This window comes from Microbacterium sp. NPDC056736, assembly GCF_042790415.1.
In the GTDB taxonomy this organism is placed as follows: domain Bacteria; phylum Actinomycetota; class Actinomycetes; order Actinomycetales; family Microbacteriaceae; genus Microbacterium.
On sequence record NZ_JBHTZE010000002.1, the window covers coordinates 444135 to 467415 of the forward strand.

Consider the following 23281-nt stretch of genomic DNA (forward strand, 5'->3'; position numbering starts at 1 on the left):
CCACCACACACCGACGGGCGCGCGCGGGGATCACCCGCGCACGCCCGTCGACGGTTCGCGCTCAGACGCCCGCGAGGGCCCCGGAGCGCTGCCGCGTGCGGATGGCGCGGTTCACGCCCGACACGATCGCCTTCAGCGACGCGGTCGAGATATCGGAGTCGATGCCGACGCCCCACAGGCGCTCGCCATCGACCTGCAGTTCGATGTACGCGGCGGCCTGCGCGTCGCCGCCTGCGCTCAGGGCGTGCTCGACGTAGTCGTAGAGCGTCACGTCGAATCCCTGCGCGCGGATGATCTCGAGGAACGCCGCGACGGGACCGTTGCCGCGCCCGGATGCCTCGAACCGCTCGTCGCCGTCGCGCAGCGTGATGTCGAGCGAGACATCGCCCGACAGGTCGCTGCGCGTGCTCGTCGCCAGCAGCTCGAACCGGCCCCAGCGCTCGTCGGCGTTGTCGGAAGGCAGGTACTCGTCGGTGAAGATCTTCCAGATCTGCTCGCTCGTGACCTCGCCGCCCTCGGCGTCGGTCTTGGCCTGCACGACGCCCGAGAAGTCGATCTGCAGCCGGCGGGGCAGATCGAGCGAGTGGTCGGTCTTCAGCAGGTAGGCCACGCCGCCCTTGCCCGACTGCGAGTTGACCCGGATGACCGCCTCGTACGAGCGTCCCAGGTCCTTGGGGTCGATCGGCAGGTACGGAACTGCCCAGTCGATGTCGTCGACAGTCACCCCGGCCGCCGCGGCGCGGGCCTCCATCGCCTCGAAGCCCTTCTTGATGGCGTCCTGGTGCGAACCGCTGAACGCGGTGAACACGAGGTCGCCGGCCCACGGGCTGCGCTCGTGGACGGGCAGCTGGTTGCAGTACTCGACGGTCCGCTTGACCTGGTCGACGTCGCTGAAGTCGATCTGCGGGTCGATGCCCTGCGTGAGCAGGTTGATGCCGAGCGCCACCAGGTCGACGTTCCCCGTGCGCTCCCCGTTGCCGAACAGGCATCCCTCGATGCGATCCGCGCCGGCCATGTAGCCGAGCTCGGCGGCGGCGATCGCGGTGCCGCGGTCGTTGTGCGGGTGCAGCGACAGGATCACGTTCTCGCGATGCGCCAGGCGCCGGCTCATCCACTCGATCGAGTCGGCGTAGACGTTCGGCGTGGCCATCTCGACCGTGGCGGGGAGGTTGATGATGACCTTGCGCTCCGGGGACGGCTCGAAGATCTCGATGACCCGGTTGCAGACGTCGAGTGCGAACTCGAGCTCGGTGCCGGTGTAGCTCTCGGGCGAGTACTCGTAGAACACCTGGGTCTCGGGGATGCGCTTCTCGAACTCGCGGCACAGCCGTGCGCCTTCGAGGGCGATGTCGACGATGCCCTGGCGGTCGGTGCGGAACACGACCTCGCGCTGCAGCACACTCGTGGAGTTGTACAGGTGCACGATGGCCTGCTTGGCGCCGGCGATCGACTCGTAGGTGCGCTCGATCAGATGCTCGCGGGCCTGCGTCAGGACCTGGATCGTCACGTCGTCGGGGATGAGGTCCTCTTCGATGAGCTGGCGCACGAAGTCGAAGTCGGTCTGGCTCGCCGACGGGAAGCCGACCTCGATCTCCTTGTACCCCATCCGCACCAGGAGCTCGAACATGATGCGCTTGCGCTCGGGGCTCATCGGGTCGATGAGCGCCTGGTTGCCGTCGCGCAGGTCCACGGCGCACCACCGCGGCGCGGCGGTGATCCGCTGGTCGGGCCAGGTGCGGTCGGGCAGATCCACCCGGATCTGCTCGTGGAAGGGCCGATACTTGTGGATCGGCATGCCCGAGGGCTTCTGGGTGTTCTCCATGATTCGTCGCTTCCGTCTGTTCTCGAGCGGTCACCGGATCGGACCGGCTCGATGCCTGATGATGCGGGCCAACGAAAGCTCCGCGACGAGGAAGGCCCTAGATCGAGGTCTCGTCGCGGCGGCTAAGAAGGAGAAGCCCGCGGAAGCGCATGGCACCAGGCTACACCCCGTCGCGAGACAGGGCGAACGCGTGACGACCGCCGGATGCCGCGGCATCCGCTTCTGAGACGATCGGCGCGCGGGCGACACCAAGAGGACATGACAGGTCTTCGTCGTCCGCTGCGCCTCGCCATCGTCGCCGTCACCGCGCTCGCCCTCGCCGGCTGCGCGGGTGCGGCGTCGTCAGGAACGCCCTCTCCCCCGTCGCTCGGCGCCGTCACGCCCGTGCCGCCCGAGGGCGAGGTGACGGCGGTGGGGACGGTGCTGGACACCGGCGGCGTCGCGGAGCTCTGCCTCGGGCCGGTGGCCGAGTCGTACCCCCCGCAGTGCTCCGGCATCCCGCTCGAGGACTGGACGTGGGAGGGCGTCGAGGGTGCCGAGTCGTCGGGTGACGTGACGTGGGGCGCGTACGCGCTGCAGGGCACCTTCGACGGCGAGTCGTTCACCGTCACGCAGCCGCCCGTCATGCTGGCCCTCTACGACCCGATGGCCCCCGAGGACCCCACCGGCGGTGAGCCCGGTGCGGGCGACGAGCAGACGCTCGCGCGCATCCAGGAGGAGCTGCCCGATCGCCTCGGCTCGTCGTATCTGAGCTCATACCCCCAGGACGGGCGGCTCTGGGTCGACGTCGTCTGGGACGACGGCACCTGGCAGGACGCCGCCGACCGCGAGTTCGGCGAGGACGTCGTGCTCATCCGATCCGCGCTGCGCGAGAGCGGCGGCTGACCCGGCGGCGAGTGCACGGCCGGGGCGCGGCATCCTTCCGGAGTCAGGGGCGGCTCAGAAGCCGAGACGACCGAGCTGCTTGGGGTCGCGCTGCCACTCCTTCGCGATGCGCACGTGCAGCTTGAGGAACACCTTGGTGCCCAGCAGCGGCTCGATCTGCGCGCGTGCGCGGGCGCCGACATCGCGCAGCCGGGAGCCCTTGTGCCCGATGATGATGCCCTTCTGGCTGTCGCGTTCGACGACGATGTCGGCGAAGACGTCGGTGATGTCGGAGTCCTCGCGGGCCGCGATCTCCTGCACGACGACGGCGATCGAGTGCGGCAGCTCGTCGCGCACGCCGTCCAGCGCAGCCTCGCGGATGATCTCGGCGACCCGGTCCTCGGTGGACTCGTCGGTCACGACGTCGTCGGGGTACAGCGCCGGCCCCTCGGGCATCAGCGAGAGGAGCTCGTCGCTCAGCACGTCCAGCTGGTCTCGGGTGAGCGCCGAGAGCGGGATGACGGCGGCCCAGTCTTCGCGCAGCTGGTCGACCTCGATCAGACGCTCGGTGATCTGGTCCCGAGTCGCCGCGTCGGTCTTCGTGACGATCGCGACCTTCTTCGCCCTGCCGTAGCCGCCCAGCGACTCCGCGATGCGGCGGTCGCCGGGGCCGACCTTCTCGGTGGCCGGGACGCAGAAGCCGATGACGTCGACATCGCCGAGCACCTGCTCGACGAGGTCGTTGAGCCGCTGGCCCAGCAGCGTGCGCGGCTTGTGGAGCCCGGGGGTGTCCACGATGACCAGCTGGCCGCCGGGCCGGTTGAGGATGCCGCGGATCGCGCGCCGCGTCGTCTGCGGCTTGTCGCTCGTGATGGCGACCTTCTCGCCCACGAGGGCGTTGGTGAGCGTGGACTTGCCGACGTTCGGGCGGCCGACGAAGGTCACGAAGCCCGAGCGCCCGTCGACGGGCGCGGGAGAAGCCGTGGGTTCGGTGGCCGAAGCGGCCTCGGGGTCCCGGCCGGTGTCGGAATCGGTCATGGCGTGTCTTCCTTCCTCGGCAGGCGGACCTCTCCGCTGCGGGGGCTCACGGTGCGGATCTCGCCGGTGCGCGTGCCGACCGTGCGGTTCTCGCCGGTCCGCGGCTGACGCGAGGAGTCGGGCGGCGTCTCGCCGCGCTCGACGAAGACCGTCGAGATGCCGCGGCCGCGGCCGCGCGAGGCGCCGCCGGTGAGCACGAGGCCGGCGTACTCCGCGGTCGCGCCCGGCTGGGGGACGCGGCCGAGCGCCTTCCCGAGAAGTCCGCCGATGGAGTCGACGTCCTCGTCCTCGAGCTCCATGCCGAACAGGTCGCCGACCTCGTCGAGCCCGAGCCGTGCGCTGACGCGGTAGTGACCGGGCTCGAGCTCGGTGACCTCCGTGGCGCGCGGGTCGTACTCATCGGCTATGTCGCCGACGAGCTCCTCGATGAGGTCCTCGAGCGTCACGAGTCCCGAGACGCCGCCGTACTCGTCGACGACGAGGCACACGTGCACGGCGTCGCGCTTCATCTGCTGCAGCAGCGTCTCGGCCTTCATCGACTCCGGCACGAACACGGCGGGGCGGGCGATGCGGCTGATGGGGGCGTCGCGCCAGCCCACCTCGTCGCGGAAGGCGAACTGCACCAGGTCCTTGAGGTACAGCACACCGACCACGTCGTCGGCCTCGTCGTCCACGATCGGCACACGCGAGACGCCCTTCTCGAGGAAGACCGTCATGGCCTCGCGGGTCGAGGTCGAGGCATCCACCGTGACCATGTCGGTCCGTGGCACCATCACCGCGCGCACGAACGTGTCGGTGAAGTCGAACACCGAGTGGATCAGCTCGCGGTCGTCCTGCTCGATGAGCTCGTTCTCGGCCGCCTCGTCGATGATGCTGAGCAGCTGCTCCTCCGACGCGAACGACGAGCCGCGCGAGGCGCCGGGGGTGATGCGCGTGCCGAGGGCGACCAGCCCATGGGCGAGGGGGCCGAGGATGACGCGGACGCCGCGGATGATCGGCGCCGCACCGCGCAGCAGGCCCTTCGCGTGAAGGCGGCCCACGGTGCGGGGGCTCGCCCCGACCACGACGTAGGACACGCCCGTCATCAGCAGCGCCGCGGCGAGCATCGCCCACCAGGTGTCGTCGAACAGCAGGATGAAGGCGACCGTCACGAGGACTGCGGCCGTGGTCTCGGCGAGGACGCGGATGAACACGACGGCGTTCGCGTGCGCGTCCGGATCGGCGGCGATGCGCCGCAGGGCGTCCGCGTTGCGACCCTCGGCGCCCAGCTCCGCGAGGTCGGCGCGCGAGGTCACGCCGAGCGCGGCGTCGATCGCGACCATCAGCGCGCCGAACCCGAGGAGCAGGACCGCGGCGGCGAGGAGGAGGGCGGCGGTCATGTGCGCGGTCGTCGACGCTCGGACGCCTGGAACGCCGCGATCAGCTCGCGCTGCAGTCCGAACATCTCGCGCTCCTCCTCCGGCTCGGCGTGGTCGAAGCCGAGGAGGTGGAGCAGGCCGTGCGTGGTGAGGAGGATGAGCTCGTCGAGGGTCGAGTGCTTCGCCGCGACGGCCTGCGTCTCGGCGACCTGCGGGCAGAGCACGATGTCGCCGAGGAGCCCCGGCGGCGTGGGCGCGTCCTCGGTGCCGGGGCGCAGCTCGTCCATCGGGAAGCTCAGCACGTCGGTCGGGCCGGGCTCGTCCATCCACTGCACGTGCAGGGCCTCCATCGCACCCTCGTCCACGAGGAGGATCGCGATGTCGGCGTCGGGGCTGACGTGCAGCTCCGCGAGGTGGTGCTCCATGAGCCGCAGCAGCACGGTCTCGTCGACGGCGATGCCGGACTCGTTGCCGATCTCGATGGTCATGCGCGTCCTCGCTTCGGAAGGTGGTCGCGCGGTCCGCCGTGGCGGACCGTCGCGGCCCGGCGCTCCGCGCGATTGGCGAACTCGGATGCCTCGTCGCGCTCCCTCCGCGCGGCGAGCCGGCGCTCGTCGTACTCGCTGTAGGCGTCGACGATGCGGCCGACGAGCGTGTGACGCACCACGTCCTGGCTGGTGAGGTACGAGAAGTGGATGTCGTCCACCTCGTTCAGCACCCGCGTCACCAGCCGCAGGCCGGAGGCGCCCTGCGGCAGGTCGATCTGCGTGATGTCGCCGGTGACGACCATGCGCGTTCCGAACCCGAGGCGGGTCAGGAACATCTTCATCTGCTCGGGCGTGGTGTTCTGCGCCTCGTCGAGCACGACGAAGGAGTCGTTCAGCGTGCGGCCGCGCATGTACGCCAGCGGCGCGACCTCGATCGTGCCCGTCGCCATGAGCTTGGGCACCAGCTCGGGGTCCATCATCTCGTTGAGCGCGTCGTACAGCGGGCGCAGGTAGGGGTCGATCTTGTCGGTCAGCGTTCCCGGGAGGAATCCCAGGCGCTCCCCCGCCTCGACGGCCGGGCGCGTGAGGATGATGCGGCTCACCTCTTTGCGCTGCAGAGCCTGGACGGCCTTCGCCATGGCGAGATACGTCTTGCCGGTGCCGGCGGGGCCGATGCCGAACACGATCGTGTGCTCGTCGATCGCGTCGACGTAGGCCTTCTGGCCGAGCGTCTTGGGCCGGATGATCTTGCCGCGCGACGACAGGATCGCCTCTCCGAGCACCTCCGACGGACGCGGCCCGCCCTCGGTGCGCAGGATGCGGTTCGACGAAGCGACGTCCTCCTCGCCCAGCGCGTGGCCGGCCTTGGTCATCGTGAGCAGCTCGTCGACGAGGGAGCGCGCCGCGGCGACCGCTCCGGCCTCGCCGGTCAGGGTGATCTCGTTGCCGCGCACGTGCACGTCGACATCGGGGTGCTCCCGCTCGACCACGCGGAGCAGGCGGTCCTGCGGGCCGAGCAGCTGGACCATGGCCACGCCATCGGCCCAGACGCGTTCGACGGTGGTGGCGCGCTCGCGCGCGTCGTGATCAGCAGGTTGGTCAGGCACCTACGCTCTTCTCTTCGAGGCCTCCCGCGAGCACGTGGGCGTGCACGTGGAAGACGGTCTGGCCCGCGTTGGGGCCGGTGTTGAAGACCAGCCGGAAGTCGCCGTCCGCGTGTTCGGCGGCGAGCTTGTTGGCCAGGCCCACGAGTTCCGCCATCAGGTCGGGGTCGCCGGCGGCGAGCTCGACGACGTTCCGGTAGTCCTCGCTCTTGGGGATCACCAGCAGGTGCACGGGCGCCTGCGGGTGGATGTCGCGGATCGCGAACGCGTTCTCGGTCTCTGCGATGATCTCGGACGGGATCTCCCCGTTGTGGATGCGCGTGAAGATCGAGGGTTCGCTCATGCGGCAAGTCTAGCGACGGGGCCCTGCCACCGGCTCGGGCGCCGATCGACCGGTGCGCCATGCCGGCCCGGCGCACGGCCCACCCTTCACCACCGTCCCAGCGCCGCGCTGACGACGGCCAGGGCGGCCGGGCCCGCGGTGGAGGTGCGCAGGACGGTGTCGCCCAGGCGCACGGCCCGGGCGCCCGCGGCGGTGAGGACGTCCAGCTCCTCGGGGGCGATGCCGCCCTCGGGGCCGACGACGAGGACGATGTCGCGCTCCTCCCCCTCGCCCACCCGCAGGGCGCTCAGGGGCTCCGTCGCCGTCGGCTCCAGGATCAGGACGACGGATGCCTCCGCCCGGCGTGCCAGCTGAGCGGTGGTCGTCAGCTCCGCGACGTCCGGGAGCCACGCGCGGTGAGCCTGCTTCGCGGCCTCGCGGACGATCGTGGCCCATCGCGCCCGCCCCTTCGACGCCTTCGCCGCGTCCCAGCGCGACACACTCCGGGCGGCCTGCCACGGCACGATCTCGTCCACGCCCAACTCGGTCGCCGCCTGCACGGCGAGCTCGTCGCGGTCTCCCTTGGCCAGCGCCTGCACGAGCACGACCCGTGGTCGCGGTGCGGGGGCATCCGTCCGCTCGCGGACCCGGACGACGACCTCGCGCGGCGCGACGGCCTCGACCTCGCCGGTCAGCCACGCACCCCTCCCGTCGCCGACGGTGACACCCTCGCCGACGCGGACACGGCGCACGGTGGCGGCGTGATGCGCCTCGGGGCCGGTCAAGGTCACGGTCCTCCCGGGCGAGAGCCCAGCGGCGTCGTCGACGAGGAAGTGCAGCGGCATGGCTCAGCCGTTCCGGAAGCGGTCGCGCAGCTTGGCGAACAGTCCCTGGTGGAACTCCGCGAGCCGGGGACCTGGGGCCTTCGTGCGCTTGGCGAACTCCTCGATCAGGGCGCGCTCCTTGTGGTCCAGCCGTGTCGGGGTCACCACGTGCACGCCGACCTTGAGATCGCCCCGCTGCGAGCCGCGCAGCGGGGTGATGCCGCGCCCCTTGATCGTCAGGATGTCGCCGGCCTGCACGCCGGGGCGCACCTCGAGCTCGACCGGGCCGTCCAGCGACTGGATCGTCGTGGTCGTGCCGAGGATCGCGTCGGGCATCGACACCTCGAGGGTCGCCAGCAGGTCGTCGCCGTCACGGCTGAACACCTCGTGGGGCGACACCGTCACCTCGATGTACAGGTCGCCGTTCGGGCCGCCGGCGGGGCCGACCTCGCCCGAGCCGGGCAGCTGCAGGCGCAGGCCGGTCTCGACGCCGGCGGGGATGTCGAGGGACACGGTGCGGCGCGCGCGCACACGCCCCTGCCCCTGGCACGTCGCGCAGGGGTACGGGATCGTGGTGCCGTAGCCCTGGCACACGTTGCACGGCTGCGACGTCACGACGTTGCCCAGCAGGCTCCGCACCTGACGCTGGACGTTGCCCGTGCCGTGGCAGATGTCGCACGTCACGGGGCTGGTGCCGGGCTGGCAGCACGACCCCTGGCAGGTCTCGCACAGCACGGCGGTGTCGACGTCGATGTCGCGGTGGGCGCCGAACACCACGTCCCCGAGCTCCAGGGTGACGCGCACGAGGGCGTCCTGCCCGCGCTCGCGCCGCGACCGCGGCCGGCCGCCGCGCGTGCCCCCGGCCGCGCCGAAGAAGGTCTCGAAGATGTCGTTGAACCCGCCGAACCCGCCGGCGCCGCCGAACGGAGAATCGGCGCCGCCCATGTCGTAGCGGGCGCGCTGCTCGGGGTCGCTGAGCACGTCGTAGGCGTGCGTGACGAGCTTGAACCTCTCGGCCGCGTCCTCGCCGGGGTTCACGTCCGGGTGGAGCTGGCGCGCGAGCTTGCGGTAGGCCTTCTTGATCTCGTCGGGGGTGGCCTCGCGCGAAACGCCGAGGACCTCGTAGTGGTCAGCCACTTTCGCCTTCCTGCCGCGGCGGCGCCGCGGGATCGTGGGTACGCGTCCGCGTCAGCGGGAGCTGTCGTCCTGCTCGAGCATGCGCGTGAGGTAGCGCGCGACGGCACGGACCGCCGCGAGGTTCGAGGGGTAGTCCATGCGGGTGGGGCCGAGCACGCCGACACGCGCGAGCGAGCCGGTGGCATCGTAATCGCTGGCGACGACGGATGCCTCGGCCAGGCCGAACGGCTCGTTCTCGCGTCCGATGCTGGCGGCGAGCCCCTGCTCGTCGGCCACCATCTCGCCCATGAGCCGCAGCAGCGTCACCTGCTCCTCGATCGCCTCGAGGAGCGGATAGATGCTGCCGCGGAAGTCCGACTCGCTGCGCGCGAGATTGGCGCTGCCGGCCATCACGAGCCTGTCCTGGCGGAACTCCTCGAGCTCCTCGGCGACCGCACGCACGATCTCGTCGGTGGCGCGCTCGTGGGCGGGGGCTTGCGGGGCCTGCGCCTCCAGGCGGTCGGCGATGCGCTGCAGCCCCTCCCGGACGGGCCGGCCCACCAGCAGCGTGCCGAGCTCGGCGCGGATGCGCGCGAGGTCGGCCTCGTCGAACTCGTCGCCCACGAAGGCGAGCCGCTGCGAGACCCGGCCGGTGTCGGTGACGACGATGACGAGCATGCGCCCGGCGCTGAGCTGCACGAGCTCGACGTGCGTGACGGTGGCGCGGGCGAACGACGGGTACTGCACGATCGCGACCTGGCCCGTGAGCTGCGTGAGTGCGCGCACCGTGCGCACGAGCACGTCGTCGAGGTCTCCGGGGCCGTCGAGGAACGAGGCGATCGCGGACCGCTGCGCCGGCGAGAGCGGCCGCAGCTCCGCCAGATGGTCGACGAACACCCGATACCCCTTGTCGGTCGGCACGCGGCCGGACGACGTGTGCGGGGCGGCGATGAGCTCCTCGTCTTCGAGCAGGGCCATGTCGTTGCGGATGGTCGCCGCAGAGACGCCGAAGGCGTGCCGCTCGACGATCGCCTTGCTGCCGACCGGCTCGCGCGTGTCGACGTAGTCCTGGACGATCGCCCGCAGCACCTGGAGACCGCGCTCGCTGACCATCACGCCTCCTCACGCCCGATCTGGCACTCGCATGACTGGAGTGCCAATTCTATCCGATGAGCCCGTCACGATCGCTGAGCGACGCCGCGTCCGCAGATGTCCGCGCGGCTCCGCCCCGGCACGCCCCGGCGCGGCCGCCTCACGGCGTCAGCGCCCGGACGACGGCGTCGGCCAGGAGCCGCCCGCGTCGGGTGAGCACGACACGGCCCCGGAGCGCGTCCCGCCCCTCGATCAGGCCGTCGGCGATCAGCGCGGCCACCGCGTGCCGACCCTCGCCCAGCAGCTCGTCGACGGGCATCCCCTCGCGGATGCGGGTGCGCAGCAGAACGCTCTCCAGACCGCGGGCGGCGGCATCCGGGATCTCCCGTCCCGCCGCGGGCGACTCGCCGGCCGCGAGGCGCTGGGCGTAGGCCGCCGGGTGCTTGACGTTCCAGAAGCGCACGCCGTTGACGTGGCTGTGGGCGCCGGGGCCGAAGCCCCACCAGTCGGTGCCCGTCCAGTACGCCAGGTTGTGCCGGGAGCGGTGCTCGGGGCCGCGGGACCAGTTCGACACCTCGTACCAGTCGAAGCCGGCGACGGACAGCAGGTCGTCGGCGAGCTCGTACATGTCGGCCTGCAGGTCGTCGTCGGGCGCGGCGACCTCGCCGCGGCGGATCTGACGGGCGAGCTTGGTGCCATCCTCGATGATCAGCGCGTAGGCCGAGATGTGGTCGGGCTCCAGCGCGACGGCCGTCGCGAGCGAGCTGCGCCAGTCGTCGAGCGTCTCGCCCGGTGCGCCGTAGATGAGGTCGACGCTGACGTCGAGTCCCGCCTCGCGTGCGGCCGACACGGCGGTGCGCACGTTGTCGGGGTCGTGGGTGCGGTCGAGCGCTGCCAGGACGCGGGGGACGGCGGACTGCATGCCGATCGACATCCGGGTGACCCCCGCTGCCGCCAGCTCGGCCGCCACCGCCGGCGACACCGTGTCGGGATTGGCCTCGACGGTGATCTCCGCGTCGTCCCGGAGCCCGAACGCCTTGCGCACCCCGTCGAGCATGCGCGCGAGATCCCCCGGCGGCAGCAGCGTGGGCGTGCCTCCGCCGAAGAAGACCGTCGATGCGGGCCGGGTGCCGCCGGCGCGCTCGAGGACGCTCCGGGCGAGGCCGATCTCGCGCAGGAGCGTGTCGGCGTACTGGTCCTGGCGTGCCCCGCGCAGCTCGGACGACGTGTAGGTGTTGAAGTCGCAGTACCCGCACCGCACGCGGCAGAAGGGCACGTGCAGGTACACGCCGAAGTCGGTGGCCTGATCGATGCGGATGCCGGCCGGCAGCGAGCCGTCCGCCGGAACGGGCTCGCCGAGAGGAAGAGCGGAGCCCATCAGCGCCTCACGCGGGGGTGGTGTACAGCGGCGAGATCGCGCGCAGATAGCGCGTGAACAGCTCACGCCGGCGGCGCCTGGTCAGCGCGGGCAGCATCCGGTACAGCAGCGCGTGCGGGGCGTCGAACGCGCGCACGGTGAACCACACCTCGTCCTTGTCGTTCCAGTCCAGCATGAACGACTCCTCGCCGCTGACCACCGAGTCGCCGACCGTGCCCAGGGCGAAGCCGACGCGCCGGGGCTCCTCGATGGCGAAGATCACCCGGAGCTCGGCATCCGCCCGAAGCCCCTTCACACGGCCCGCGACGCGGATCGTCGTGCCGGGCCCCACGTACGGGGTGCCGTCGGCGTCGAAGCGCTGCTCCGACTCGGTGCGGCTCGGCGCGACCGGGTTGCCCTCGGCGTCGAAGCTCACGCCCGAGTACATCGGCCCGGAAGCCGGGCGGACGTCGGTCACCTCGAGTCCGGCGCCGCGCTGGGCGGTCCACGACAGCAGCGCATCGCTCGCGGCGTGGAAGCGGGCCTCGCCGCTGCCGATGCGCCACGACTGCTCCGCGGGGATGCTGCGCTCCGGCGGGAAGTGCATCAGATCGGCCGCCTGCGTCGCCCCGACGGCGGCGTAGTCGACGGTGTCGTCACGGAAGGTCCCTCGACGCATGAGGACCAGCCTACTTGGCGCCCTTGGTCTCGACGTCACCCGAGAGCGCGGCGATGAACGCCTCCTGGGGGACCTCCACGCGCCCGACCATCTTCATGCGCTTCTTGCCCTCCTTCTGCTTCTCGAGGAGCTTGCGCTTGCGCGAGATGTCACCGCCGTAGCACTTCGCCAGGACGTCCTTGCGCATGGCGCGGATGTTCTCGCGCGCGATGATGCGGGCGCCGATGGCGGCCTGGATCGGCACCTCGAACTGCTGCCGCGGGATGAGCTTGCGCAGGCGCTCGGTCATCATGGTGCCGTACGCGTACGCCTTCTCGCGGTGCACGATCGAGCTGAAGGCGTCGACCTTGTCGCCCTGCAGCAGGATGTCGACCTTGACCAGGTCGGCCGTCTGCGAGCCGGCGGGCTCGTAGTCGAGGCTCGCGTAGCCCTGCGTCTTGGACTTCAGCTGATCGAAGAAATCGAACACGATCTCGCCGAGCGGCATGTTGTAGCGCAGCTCGACGCGGTCCTCGCTGAGGTAATCCATGCCCAGAAGCGACCCGCGGCGCGACTGGCACAGCTCCATGACCGTGCCGACGTAGTCCTTGGGCAGCAGGATCCCCACCTTCACCACGGGCTCCGAGACCTCGGCGACGCGGCCGTCGGGGTACTCGCTGGGGTTGGTGACCACGACCGTCTCCCCCGTGTCGGTGGTGACCTCGTAGGTCACCGACGGCGCGGTCGTGATGAGGTCGAGGTCGAACTCGCGCGACAGGCGCTCGGTGATGATCTCGAGGTGCAGCAGCCCGAGGAAGCCGCAGCGGAAGCCGAAGCCCAGCGCGACCGACGTCTCGGGCTCGTACTGGAGGGAGGCATCCGACAGCTTGAGCTTGTCCAGCGCCTCGCGCAGATCGCCGTAGTCGCTGCCGTCGATCGGGTAGATGCCGGAGAACACCATCGGCTTCGGGTCGGTGTACCCCGGCAGGGCCTCGGCGGCGGGCTTGCGCTGATTGGTGATCGTGTCGCCGACCTTCGACTGGCGCACGTCCTTCACGCCGGTGATCAGGTAGCCGACCTCGCCGACGCCGAGACCCCGGGTGGGCACCGGCTCGGGGCTGGACACGCCGATCTCGAGGAGGTCGTGGGTGGCTCGCGTCGACATCATCTGGATCCGCTCGCGCGGCTCGAGCTTGCCGTCGACCATGCGGACGTACGTCACGACGCCGCGGTACGAGTCGTACACCGAGTCGAAGATCATCGCGCGGGCCGGGGCGTCGGCGTCGCCCGTGGGCGCGGGGATCTGCTCGACGATGCGGTCCAGCAGGTCCTCGACCCCCATCCCCGTCTTGCCGGACACCCGCAGCACGTCGTCCGGCGAGCCGCCGATCAGGTTGGCCAGCTCGGCGGCGAACTTCTCGGGGTCGGCTGCCGGGAGGTCGATCTTGTTGAGCACCGGGATGATGTGCAGGTCGTTCTCGAGCGCGAGGTAGAGGTTGGCGAGGGTCTGGGCCTCGATCCCCTGCGCGGCGTCGACGAGCAGGATCGCGCCCTCGCAGGCGGCGAGCGAGCGCGACACCTCGTAGGTGAAGTCCACGTGCCCGGGCGTGTCGATCATGTTCAGCGCGAACGTCCCGTCCGCGGTGGACCACGGCATGCGGACGGCCTGCGACTTGATCGTGATTCCCCGCTCGCGCTCGATGTCCATGCGGTCGAGGTACTGCGCGCGCATGTCGCGGTCGGATACGACGCCGGTGATCTGCAGCATCCTGTCCGCCAGCGTCGACTTTCCGTGGTCGATGTGGGCGATGATGCAGAAGTTGCGGATCAGCTCAGGAGGGGTCGCAGACGGCTCGAGAGGCTTCAGGGCACGGGGTGACATGTCCAGACGATTGTACGGGTGACGGATGCCGCGACCCTGCGCGTCACCGGATCCCGCCGTGCGCAGGCCGCGCCGGTGCCGGCAGGCGGCTGAGGCCCTCCAGCAGCTCCGCCTTGTCGCTCGCGACGCAGACGCGCACCCATCCCTCGCCGGAGGCCCCGAACGCGCTGCCCGGCGCGACGGCCACCCCGTGCTCGTCGAGGAACCGCTCGCACCACGCGACCACGTCGCCGCCCGAGGCGTGCGAGACGTCGATCCAGAGGTAGAACGCGCCGGTGGGTGCGAGATAGCGCAGGCCGCGGGCATCCAGCAGCGCCGTCGCGGCGGCCAGGTTGTCGCGGTAGTGCGCCGCACTCGCCGCGACGGCGGTCTGCTCCCCCGTCAGCGCCGCGACAGCCGCCCGCTGCGCGGGCTCGTCGACGCAGCTGACCACCGACTCCTGCACCCGCAGCATGGTCTGGCGCCATCCGGGAGGCGTCACGAGCCAGCCCACGCGCGCACCGGTCATCGCGTACGTCTTCGACATCGAGAACACCGAGAGCACGCGCCCGTCGTCGTCCAGGGTCGCCGGGCTCACGTGCGGATGTCCCCACGTGAAGCGCTCGTACACCTCGTCGCTGATCACCCACAGGTCGTGCCGTCGAGCCAGCGCCATCAGCGCCTCGAGTGTCGCTCGATCGAAGGTGGACCCCAGCGGATTGGACGGCGTGTTCACGATCAGGGCGCGCGTCCGCGGGGTGACGAGGGCGTCCAGCTCGTCCAGGTCGGGCTGGAAGCCGCGGTCCGGACGCAGGGGGTAGGGCACCGGCGTCGCCTGCAGCAGGTGCGCGTTCATGGTGAAGGTCGTGTACCCGGGGTCGGGCACGAGCACCTCGTCGCCGCGCGACAGGGTCAGGGCCATCGCGAGGTGCAGCGCCTGCGTCGCGCCGACCGTCACCCAGATCTGCTCGACGTCGGCCTCGAGCCCGTTCTCGCGCGCGAGCTTCGCGCGGATGGCTTCGCGCAGGGCCGGGATGCCGCCGTTCGGCGTGTAGCGGATGGCCCCGGCCGTCCACGCCGCCGCCGCCGCGTCTCTGATCGCCGCGCCCGCCACCTCTCCGGGCTCGCCGACGGCCAGGACGATGGTGCCCGGCCGGCGCAGCGCGCGCTCGAGGATGTGTCGCACGCCCGAGCCGGGCATGCGCGCGATGTGCGGGGCGATCTCGGGCATGCCGCCATGCTAGGGCGGGCGCTGTGGCTAGCCTGTCGTCATGGCGGTCCACGTCGTCCTCGTCCACGGCATCCGCACATCCGCGACGATGTGGCGGTCGCAGGTCGCGTATCTCCAGGCGCGCGGGACCCCGGTCACGGCGGTCGATCTGCCCGGGCACGGATCCCGCATGCGCGAGGAGTTCACGATCGAGTCCGCCTTCGCCACGATCGACGACGCCGTGCAGGCCGCGGCGGAGCGCGGCCCGGTGCTGCTGGTGGGGCACTCCATGGGCGGGCTGCTGTGCATCGAGTACGCGGGGGCCGAGGAGCGGCCGCCGGTCTCGGGATTCATCGCGGCGTCGTGCACCGCGATCCCGCGGGGCATCGGCCTGCGGGCCTACCGCCTGCTGGCGCGGGGCTTCGACTCGCTCCCCGACCGGGGCATGTGGCTGACGGACCGGATGCTCGATCGCATCCTCCCCGAGGAGACCCGCGCGGACTTCGGGGCAGGCGGCTACGCGCTGGACGCGCAGGACGTCGCCCTGCGGAGTCTGTCGGTGCTGGACCTGCTGTCGGCGCTCAGGCGCATCGAGGTGCCGCTGTGGATCGTCAACGGGCAGTACGACCAGCTGCGGGTGAATGAGCGGCTCTTCACCCGCGTGGCGCAGCACGCCGAGCTCATCGTCGTCCCCCGCACGACCCATCACGTCACCGTGATGCGCCCGCGGGTGTTCAATGCGGTGCTGGAGGTCGCCCTCGCGACGCTCGAGGCGGGGCAGCACGAGCACCCGGGCCGCAGCGTCGGCGGACTCCCGTCATCGACCGGGCGACCGACCTGATAGAATCCTTGTTTGGCTTGCGTGTGGGTTCGCCCTCACGACCGCCGAGCAGCGCCCCTCTCCCGCTGACCGGCATCATCAATCCGATTCCCTTCGAACGAAAGAAACGTCGACACGTGGCGAACATCAAGTCGCAGATCAAGCGCAACAAGACCAACGAGAAGGCGCGAGAGCGCAACAAGTCCGTCAAGAGCGAGCTGAAGACGCTCGTGCGCCGCACGCGCGAGGCCGTCGCCGCGGGCGACAAGGCGGCCGCTGAGAAGGCGCTCGGCAAGGCCACCAAGAAGCTCGACAAGGCCGTCAGCAAGGGCGTCATCCACAAGAACCAGGCGGCGAACCGCAAGTCGGCGATCTCCAAGCAGGTTGCTGCGCTCTGACGCCGGAACGGCTCGGCAGGTCCGCGTCGCATGAGAAGGCCCGTCCCGCGAGGGGCGGGCCTTTCGCATGTCCACGGCGCCGGCGGTGTCGGCGACGCCCTCCCGAGCGGCGAGGACCCGCGGGGTCAGGAGCCGTAGGGAGCGCGCGTGGCGATGACCGTGATCATGCGCTCCAGCGCGAAGATCGGGTCTCGCGAGCCGCCCTTGACCTCGGCGTCCGCGCGCGCCGTCGCCTGGATCGCGCGGCCCAGGCTCTCTTCGTTCCACCCGACCAGGTCGCGGCGCGCGCGGTCGACCTGCCAGTCCTTCATGCCCAGGCGCGCGGCGAGCGCCGCGGCGGGCTCGCGGTTGCCCGCGACCCTGGCCATGGTCCTCAGCTTCATCGCGACCGCGGCGACCAGCGGGACCGGGTCGGCTCCCGAGGCCAGCGCGTGCCGGAGCGCGATCAGCGCCTCGCCGTAGCGCCCGGCGATGGCCGTGTCGGCGACGGTGAAGGCCGAGGTCTCGACCCGACCGCCGTAGTACCGCTCGACGATCTGCTCGGTGATGTCGCCGGGGACGTCGGCGATGAGCTGCTGGCACGCCGCGGCGAGCTCGGTGAGGTCGTCGGCGAACGCGGACACGAGCGCGCGCAGCGCGACCGGGGCGATCCGCTTGCGCGCAGCCTGGAACTCTCCCGCCGCGAAGTCGAACCTGTCGGAGTCCCGCTTGATCGCCGGGCAGGCGATCTCCACCCCCGCGCCCTGGCCTGCCCGGATCGCGTCGAGGAGCTTCTTCCCGCGCACGCTCGCGCCGGTGTGCCGGAGCACGACCGTGGCGCCGTCCTGCGGGGCGGCGAGGTACGCGAGCGCTTCGGAGAGGAAGGTGTCGGAGCACTTCTCGACGCCGCTGACCCGCACCAGGCGCGGCTCGCCGAACAGGGACGGCGACGTCACACCCAGCAGAGACCCCGCCGAGTAGTCGTCGGCCCGGATGTCGGACACTTCGAGCGTCGGATCCTCTGCGCGCAGATAGTCGCGGACACCGGCGATCGCGCGCTCGGCGCAGACCTCCTCGGGGCCGGACACGAGCACGACGGGAGCCGGCTGCGGGGTGCGCCACGACAGCTGAGGGATGGCGCTGCGCGCCGACTTCGCCGGTGATCGGCGCGCGGGTGATGCCATCCCCTCAGCCTACCGACGACCGCCGACGCGACCCGCGGCGCCCCCCCGGATGGGCGATCAGCCGCCCCGGTCGCGCCAGAGCGCCACCGCTCCCCCGGCCGTCGCCCACAGCGCGACGGATCCGTCCTCGTCGGTGCGCACCACGCGTGCGCGGGCGTCGGCGAGGACCGCGAGGAGCTCGGGGCGCGGGTGGTCGTAGTCGTTGTCGAGCCCGACCGTGATCACCGCGACGGCGGGCCGCGCGGCGGCGTAGAGTGCGGCATCCTGATCCGCGCTGCCGTGATGGGCGACCTTGACGATCACGTACGGCGGGTCCAGCGTCGCGGATGCCACGAGAGCGCGCTGCGGCGACGCGGACAGGTCGCCGAGCAGCAGGGTGGGCGGCACGCCGCCGCCACGCACGTCGAGCACCACGCTCGCGTCGTTGCCGGCCGGGTAGGCGCGGCTGTCGGCGCGCGGCCAGAGCACCCGCCACCGCGCCCCGCCGAGCGACCCCGACATCCCCGCGGACGCCTCGACGGCGCGGGCGCCCGCCGCTTCGAGGGCGGCGATCCCGGCGTGCCCGGCGGCGTCGGTGGGGCCGTGCAGCACCGTGCCCACCCGCCCCTGCACGGCGTCGAGACCGCCCGCGTGGTCGAGGTCGAAGTGCGTCAGCACGAGGAGTTCGATGCGTCCGACTCCGGCGCGCGACAGGCATGCCTCGAGGGCGCCGGGGTCCGGTCCGGTGTCGACGAGCGCCACGGCGCCGCCCGAGCGCAGCAGCACGGCATCGCCCTGGCCGACGTCGCACGCCAGCATCGCCCACCCCGAGGGGAGGGTCAGACGCCCGGCGACCGTCGCCAGCGCGCCCGTGCCGAGTCCGGCCCCCACCACCGTCGCCACGAGGACCGCCGCGCCGGCGCGCGCGGCGCGAAGCGCGGGTGGGCCGGCGCGCGGAAGCGCGATCGCGGCGCCGACCGTGAGACCGACGAGCGCGAGCGCCACGGCGCCGGGCACGCCCTCGGGCCACGGCAGCTGATCGGCGGGCAGTTCCGACATCGTCACCGCGGTCGCCGCGATCCAGGACGCCGGCACCCATGCCAGCACCGCGAGGCCCGACTGCAGCAACGGCAAGGGCGCGCTGAGGCACGCGGCGAGGCCGAGCACGGTCGCCGCCGGCGCGGCCGGCCCTGCCAGCAGGTTGGCCACCACCCCGTAGACCGGCACCGTGGGCTGGATCAGGATCAGCAACGGGCCGCAGGCGAGCTGAGCCGCCAGCGGCACCGCGAGCGCCAGCGCCAGCGGGCGGGGTACCCAGCGGGCCAGCCCGGAGGCAAGCGGGCGCGCGAACAGCAGCAACGACCCGGTCGCGGCGACGGAGAGCCCGAATCCGAGGGATGCCGCCAGCCACGGGTCGAAGACGAGGAGCAGCGTCACCGCGAGGCACAGCAGCGCCATTCCGGCGCCGGGACGGCCGAGGAGGACGGTGAGCATCGCGATCGCCGCCATGGTCGCGGCGCGAACGACGCTCGGCTCGGGGGTCACCAGGACGACGAAGCCCAGCAGCACCGCCAGCGCGCAGCCGACCCGCAGCCCGCGGGAGGCGCCGGCCGCCGCCGCGAGGCCGAACGCGATGCCCACGACGAGGGCGCAGTTCGCGCCGGAGACGGCGGTCAGATGTGACAGGGAGGCCTCCTTCATGGCGGCGTCGAGCTCCGGGGAGACGATCGACGTGTCGCCGACGGCCAGCCCCGGCACGAGTCCGGCGCCCGCCCCCGGCAGATCCGCGACGGCGCGGACGAGGCCGCGCCGGAGGTCGCCGGTCAGCGCCGCGGCACCGTTCGCCGCCTGCAGGACCTCCACGCCGCGAGATGCCCACAGCACCAGGACCGCGCGATCCCCCGCCCGGCCGGTGCTCGCGGTGCCGTGGACCTCGACGTCGGCGCCCACATCGAGCAGGTCCGGGCGGTCCACGTCGTCGGGAGCGACGCGTACCGTGACGTCGATCGCCACGCGGTGGGTCTCGCTGCCGGCGTTGACGCTGCGGGCGCGCGCGGCGAACGAGAGCGTGCCGGCGCGCCGCTCGACCTTGCCGACCACGTCGGCCCGCACGTCGACCGCCCGGCCGCCTTGCAGGGCCAGCTCCGTGACGGCTTGGCGCCCGGGCCAGGCCGCCGCCACGTGCGCGGCGGTCGTACCCGCGGCCGCGGCGGCGAGCACGATCACCGCCAGGACGACGCGTGCTGTCCGGGGCGGCATCCCGAGCCTCGGTGCGACTCCGGCGGCCGGAATCGGCGCCGCAGCCGCGGAGAGGCGCCCGCTCGAGACGCGGCGACCCGCTCGCGCGACGACGGCGACGGCGACGACGGCGACCGCCCAGGACACCGACGCGATCCAGCCCGCCGCCGCGGGAGCGAGGATCGCCGCCGCGGCGACCGCCCACGTCGCGCCGGCGACGGGGAGGAGGCGCAGTGCCGGGAGACGCCGTGTCACACCGTCACCAGGTCGCGGAGTGCCTCGAGCATGGTGTCGCCGATCCCCGGGACGGCCAGCAGGTCCTCGACGCTGGTGAACCCGCCGTTGTCATCCCGCCAGGCGATGATCCGCTCCGCCAGGGCCGGTCCGATTCGCGGCAGCGTCTCGAGCAGCGTCGCGTCGGCGGTGTTGATGTCCACACGGCCGTCCGGCGCCTGTCCCGGCGGTGCCGTCGTGGGCGGCGCGGCCTCGCCCTGGCGCGGAACGGGCAGCTGCTCGCCGTCGTCGATCGGCCGCGCGAGGTTCACCGCATCGCGCGCCGCGTCGTCGGCGAATCCGCCCGCGGCCGCGATCGCGTCGACCACCCGGGCGCCGGCGGGGAGGACGTACAGGCCGGGCTCCCGCACGGCGCCCGAGACGTGGACGAACAGCTCTTCGCCCCCGCCGGGGGTCGCGACCGGCGAGGGGTCGACGGCCACCTCGTCGACGGGAGTCGTCGCGCCGCGGACGATGCCGATCGCGATGGTGACGGCGAGGGCCACGAGCACGATGACCACGACGGCACCCGCGCCGAAGCGTCGCCGCGCGCCAGGACCCGGCGCCCGCTCCGGGTCGTCACGGGCACCGGCTGTCACGCGCCCACGCTACGAGTGCGCCGCGACCGCCCGGGACGCCCGGGACGCGATTGTGCAGTCCGCGCGCCCGTCCGCTCCTGGGGAGGAGCGTCAGTGCGTGCTGAAGCTCACGACCTTCGGCGGTCGCACGACCGCGCGCGTGATCTCACGACCCGCCAGCGAACGGACGACCTTCTCGTCCGCCCGAGCGAGGCGCTCGAGCTCGGCGGCCTCGATGCGCGCGGGCACCTGCAGGGTTCCGCGCACCTTCCCGTCGATCTGCACGACCGCCGTGACGCTCTCTTCGACCAGCAGCGTCGGGTCGGCCGTGCGCCACGGCACGAGGCCGACGAAGCCCTCGTAGCCCAGGATCTGCCACATCTCCTCGGCGGTGTGCGGGGCGAACAGATCCAAGATCATCGCGGTCGCCTCGGCGGCCTCGCGGACGGCGGGGTCGGCGGGGCCGGCGCCGGTGTCGATCGTCTTGCGGGTGGCGTTGACCAGCTCCATCAGGCGGGCGACGACGACGTTGAACTTCGTCTGCTCGACCAGCCCGGGGGCATCCGCGAGCAGTCGGTGCGTGACGCGGCGGAGCGCGGTGTCGCCCTCGGCCCAGACGACATCGGGGTCGCTCGTGACGTCCTTGGCGACGCGCCAGGCGCGCGCGAGGAACTTCTGGGCGCCCGTCGTGGACACGTCCTCCCAGTTGATGTCGTCCTCGACGGGACCGGCGAACGCGATCGCGATCCGCACCGCGTCGGCGCCGGGGTCGACCATGCTCGAGGCGAACTCGACGAGGTTGCCCTTCGACTTCGACATCTTCGAGCCGTCCAGCAGCACCATGCCCTGGTTGATGAGGCTCGAGAACGGCTCCGTGAACTCGATGAGCCCCATGTCGAAGAGGACCTTCGTGATGAAGCGCGCGTACAGCAGGTGGAGGATGGCGTGCTCGACACCGCCGATGTACGAGTCGACGGGAGCCCACCGGTCGGCGGCACGCGGCGGGAACGCCTCGGCGTCGTCCGTCGGCGACAGGAACCGCAGGAAGTACCACGAGCTGTCGACGAACGTGTCCATCGTGTCGGGGTCGCGCAGCGCGGGCTCCCCCGTCTCGGGGTCGGTCGTCTGCATCCACTCCGTGGCCCCGCCCAGCGGCGAGGTGCCCTTGGGCGCGAGGTCCAGGCCCTGCGCGTCGGGGAGGCGCAGCGGCAGCTGGTCGTCCGGCACCGGCACGATGCGCCCGTCCTCGGTGTGGATCATCGGGATGGGCGTGCCCCAGAAGCGCTGGCGCGAGATCAGCCAGTCGCGCAGGCGGTAGGACTTCGCGGCGCGGCCGGTGCCCGCGGCGTCCAGCTCCTCGATGACCCGCGCGATGGCATTGCGCTTGGACAGGCCGTCGAGCGAGCCGGAGTTGATCATGCGGCCGTCGCCGGTGAGCGCGATGCCGGTGCGCGCGGGGTCGATGTCGTCGAGGGTGTCCACCGGGCCCGGGTCGATCGGGACGCCGTCGTCGTCGAGCTCGATGACGGGGATCGCGCCCGTGATCGGCGCGGTCGTGTCGACGACCACCTTCACGGGCAGGTCGAACGCTCGGGCGAAGTCGAGGTCGCGCTGGTCGTGGGCGGGCACCGCCATGACCGCGCCGTGCCCGTAGTCGGCCAGCACGTAGTCGGCGGCCCAGATGGGCAGGCGGTCGCCGTTGACCGGATTGATCGCGAAGCGGTCCAGGAAGACGCCGGTCTTCGGCCGGTCGGTGTTCTGCCGTTCGATCTCGGTCTCGCGCTGCACGGTCTCGAGGTAGTCCTGGAAGCGCATGCGCACCTCGGCGGTCGAGCCCGCGGCGAGCTCCGCCGCCAGGTCGCTGTCAGGGGCGACGACCATGAACGTCGCGCCGTGCAGCGTGTCGGGGCGGGTGGAGAAGACCGTGACCTTCTCGGCGCGACCCTCGATCTCGAAGTCGATGTCGGCCCCGACCGATCGGCCGATCCAGTTCCGCTGCATGCGGATGACCTTCTGCGGCCAGAACCCCTCGAGCTGGTTCAGGTCGTCGAGCAGGCGGTCGGCGTACTCGGTGATCTTGAAGTACCACTGCGTGAGCTTCTTCTTGATCACCTCGGCGCCGCACCGCTCGCAGTGCCCGTCGACGACCTGCTCGTTGGCGAGGACCGTCTGGTCGTTGGGGCACCAGTTGACCGGGCTCTCCTTGCGGTAGGCCAGGCCGCGCTCGTACAGGCGCTGGAACAGCCACTGGTTCCACCGGTAGTACTCCGGGTCGCTGGTGTGCAGGATGCGGCTCCAGTCGTACGACGAGCCGTACTCCCGGAAGCTCTTCTTGTGCTGCGCGATGTTCGCGTAGGTCCACTCGCGCGGGTCGGCGCCGCGCTGGATGGCGGCGTTCTCGGCGGGCAGCCCGAACGAGTCCCAGCCGATCGGGTTCAGGACGTTGTAGCCGCGGTGGCGCCAGAAGCGCGCGACGATGTCGACGTACGCGTAGCTCTCGGCGTGGCCCATGTGCAGGTCGCCCGAGGGATACGGGAACATGCCCAGCACGTACTTGCGCGGCCGCGTGTCGTCGTCGCCGCCCGCACGGAAGGGGTCGGCCTCGGCCCAGCGCGCCTGCCACTTCTGCTGGATGGCGTAGGCGTCGTAGCCCTCTGCGGGCGCACTGGTGTCGGAGGACATGGTCTGACTCACGGGGGAAGAACCAATCATGGGAGGG

At 71.9% G+C, this 23281-nt stretch carries 20 protein-coding genes; 3 read left to right on the top strand and 17 right to left on the bottom strand.

Features of this window, described 5'->3' with window-relative positions:
- Nucleotides 1-61: 61 nt before the first annotated feature.
- Nucleotides 62-1822 (bottom strand): 2-isopropylmalate synthase, encoded by a 1761-nt coding sequence (gene leuA / locus ACFRAL_RS06630; protein ID WP_378880987.1) that lies wholly within the window; start codon nucleotides 1820-1822, stop codon nucleotides 62-64.
- Nucleotides 1823-2080: 258 nt separating this feature from the next.
- Here leuA and ACFRAL_RS06635 point away from each other — a divergent pair, with 258 nt between their 5' ends.
- Complete coding sequence (locus ACFRAL_RS06635; protein ID WP_378880990.1) at nucleotides 2081-2707, top strand: hypothetical protein; 627 nt, start codon at nucleotides 2081-2083, stop codon at nucleotides 2705-2707.
- 54 nt (nucleotides 2708-2761) lie between these two features.
- Here ACFRAL_RS06635 and era read toward each other — a convergent pair whose 3' ends face one another.
- From era to ACFRAL_RS06695, 12 genes are all read right to left on the bottom strand, one after another.
- Nucleotides 2762-3724: a GTPase Era gene (gene era / locus ACFRAL_RS06640; protein WP_378880993.1), complete on the bottom strand. Its 963-nt coding sequence runs from the start codon at nucleotides 3722-3724 to the stop codon at nucleotides 2762-2764.
- Entirely contained in the window at nucleotides 3721-5103 is a 1383-nt protein-coding gene (locus ACFRAL_RS06645; protein WP_336397082.1) for a hemolysin family protein, read from the bottom strand. The genes era and ACFRAL_RS06645 overlap by 4 nt, the downstream gene beginning before the upstream one ends.
- Nucleotides 5100-5570 (bottom strand): rRNA maturation RNase YbeY, encoded by a 471-nt coding sequence (ybeY, locus tag ACFRAL_RS06650; protein ID WP_336397081.1) that lies wholly within the window; start codon nucleotides 5568-5570, stop codon nucleotides 5100-5102. Before ybeY ends, ACFRAL_RS06645 begins: the two co-directional genes overlap by 4 nt.
- Nucleotides 5567-6598 carry a PhoH family protein gene (locus ACFRAL_RS06655; protein ID WP_336397138.1) on the bottom strand — a complete coding sequence of 344 codons (1032 nt, stop codon included), beginning with the start codon at nucleotides 6596-6598 and terminating at the stop codon, nucleotides 5567-5569. The genes ybeY and ACFRAL_RS06655 overlap by 4 nt, the downstream gene beginning before the upstream one ends.
- 70 nt (nucleotides 6599-6668) lie before the next feature.
- A complete protein-coding gene (locus tag ACFRAL_RS06660; protein ID WP_336397080.1) occupies nucleotides 6669-7016 on the bottom strand; it encodes an HIT domain-containing protein in 348 nt (115 codons plus the stop codon).
- Nucleotides 7017-7102: 86 nt separating this feature from the next.
- Nucleotides 7103-7840: a 16S rRNA (uracil(1498)-N(3))-methyltransferase gene (locus ACFRAL_RS06665; RefSeq protein WP_378880999.1), complete on the bottom strand. Its 738-nt coding sequence runs from the start codon at nucleotides 7838-7840 to the stop codon at nucleotides 7103-7105.
- Nucleotides 7841-7843: 3 nt separating this feature from the next.
- Entirely contained in the window at nucleotides 7844-8956 is a 1113-nt protein-coding gene (dnaJ, locus tag ACFRAL_RS06670; RefSeq protein ID WP_336397078.1) for a molecular chaperone DnaJ, read from the bottom strand.
- A gap of 51 nt (nucleotides 8957-9007) precedes the next feature.
- Nucleotides 9008-10048 carry a heat-inducible transcriptional repressor HrcA gene (gene hrcA, locus ACFRAL_RS06675; RefSeq protein WP_378881002.1) on the bottom strand — a complete coding sequence of 347 codons (1041 nt, stop codon included), beginning with the start codon at nucleotides 10046-10048 and terminating at the stop codon, nucleotides 9008-9010.
- Nucleotides 10049-10187: 139 nt separating this feature from the next.
- On the bottom strand, nucleotides 10188-11405 hold the full coding sequence (hemW, locus tag ACFRAL_RS06680; RefSeq protein WP_378881005.1) for a radical SAM family heme chaperone HemW: 1218 nt from the start codon (nucleotides 11403-11405) through the stop codon (nucleotides 10188-10190).
- 7 nt (nucleotides 11406-11412) lie between these two features.
- On the bottom strand, nucleotides 11413-12063 hold the full coding sequence (locus tag ACFRAL_RS06685) for a DUF1990 family protein (protein ID WP_336397075.1): 651 nt from the start codon (nucleotides 12061-12063) through the stop codon (nucleotides 11413-11415).
- A 10-nt stretch (nucleotides 12064-12073) separates the two neighbouring features.
- Nucleotides 12074-13924 (bottom strand): translation elongation factor 4, encoded by a 1851-nt coding sequence (gene lepA / locus ACFRAL_RS06690; RefSeq protein WP_336397074.1) that lies wholly within the window; start codon nucleotides 13922-13924, stop codon nucleotides 12074-12076.
- Nucleotides 13925-13967: 43 nt separating this feature from the next.
- Nucleotides 13968-15134, bottom strand: a complete 1167-nt coding sequence (locus tag ACFRAL_RS06695) for a pyridoxal phosphate-dependent aminotransferase (RefSeq protein ID WP_378881010.1) — start codon at nucleotides 15132-15134, stop codon at nucleotides 13968-13970.
- Nucleotides 15135-15174: 40 nt separating this feature from the next.
- Here ACFRAL_RS06695 and ACFRAL_RS06700 point away from each other — a divergent pair, with 40 nt between their 5' ends.
- Together ACFRAL_RS06700 and rpsT are read left to right on the top strand one after the other, a co-directional pair.
- Nucleotides 15175-15954 carry an alpha/beta hydrolase gene (locus ACFRAL_RS06700; protein WP_336397072.1) on the top strand — a complete coding sequence of 260 codons (780 nt, stop codon included), beginning with the start codon at nucleotides 15175-15177 and terminating at the stop codon, nucleotides 15952-15954.
- Nucleotides 15955-16070: 116 nt separating this feature from the next.
- Nucleotides 16071-16331, top strand: a complete 261-nt coding sequence (gene rpsT, locus ACFRAL_RS06705) for a 30S ribosomal protein S20 (RefSeq protein WP_336397071.1) — start codon at nucleotides 16071-16073, stop codon at nucleotides 16329-16331.
- Between the two features lie 125 nt (nucleotides 16332-16456).
- On the opposite strand, the gene holA is transcribed toward rpsT, so the two are convergent.
- The 4 genes from holA to leuS all read right to left on the bottom strand — a co-directional run bounded on the left by holA (nucleotide 16457) and on the right by leuS (nucleotide 23244).
- Entirely contained in the window at nucleotides 16457-17494 is a 1038-nt protein-coding gene (holA, locus tag ACFRAL_RS06710; RefSeq protein ID WP_378881015.1) for a DNA polymerase III subunit delta, read from the bottom strand.
- A gap of 57 nt (nucleotides 17495-17551) precedes the next feature.
- A complete protein-coding gene (locus ACFRAL_RS06715; protein ID WP_378881018.1) occupies nucleotides 17552-19966 on the bottom strand; it encodes a ComEC/Rec2 family competence protein in 2415 nt (804 codons plus the stop codon).
- Nucleotides 19963-20583: a helix-hairpin-helix domain-containing protein gene (locus ACFRAL_RS06720; RefSeq protein WP_378881021.1), complete on the bottom strand. Its 621-nt coding sequence runs from the start codon at nucleotides 20581-20583 to the stop codon at nucleotides 19963-19965. Before ACFRAL_RS06720 ends, ACFRAL_RS06715 begins: the two co-directional genes overlap by 4 nt.
- 90 nt (nucleotides 20584-20673) lie before the next feature.
- Complete coding sequence (gene leuS, locus ACFRAL_RS06725; RefSeq protein WP_378881024.1) at nucleotides 20674-23244, bottom strand: leucine--tRNA ligase; 2571 nt, start codon at nucleotides 23242-23244, stop codon at nucleotides 20674-20676.
- Between the last annotated feature and the right edge of the window lie 37 nt (nucleotides 23245-23281).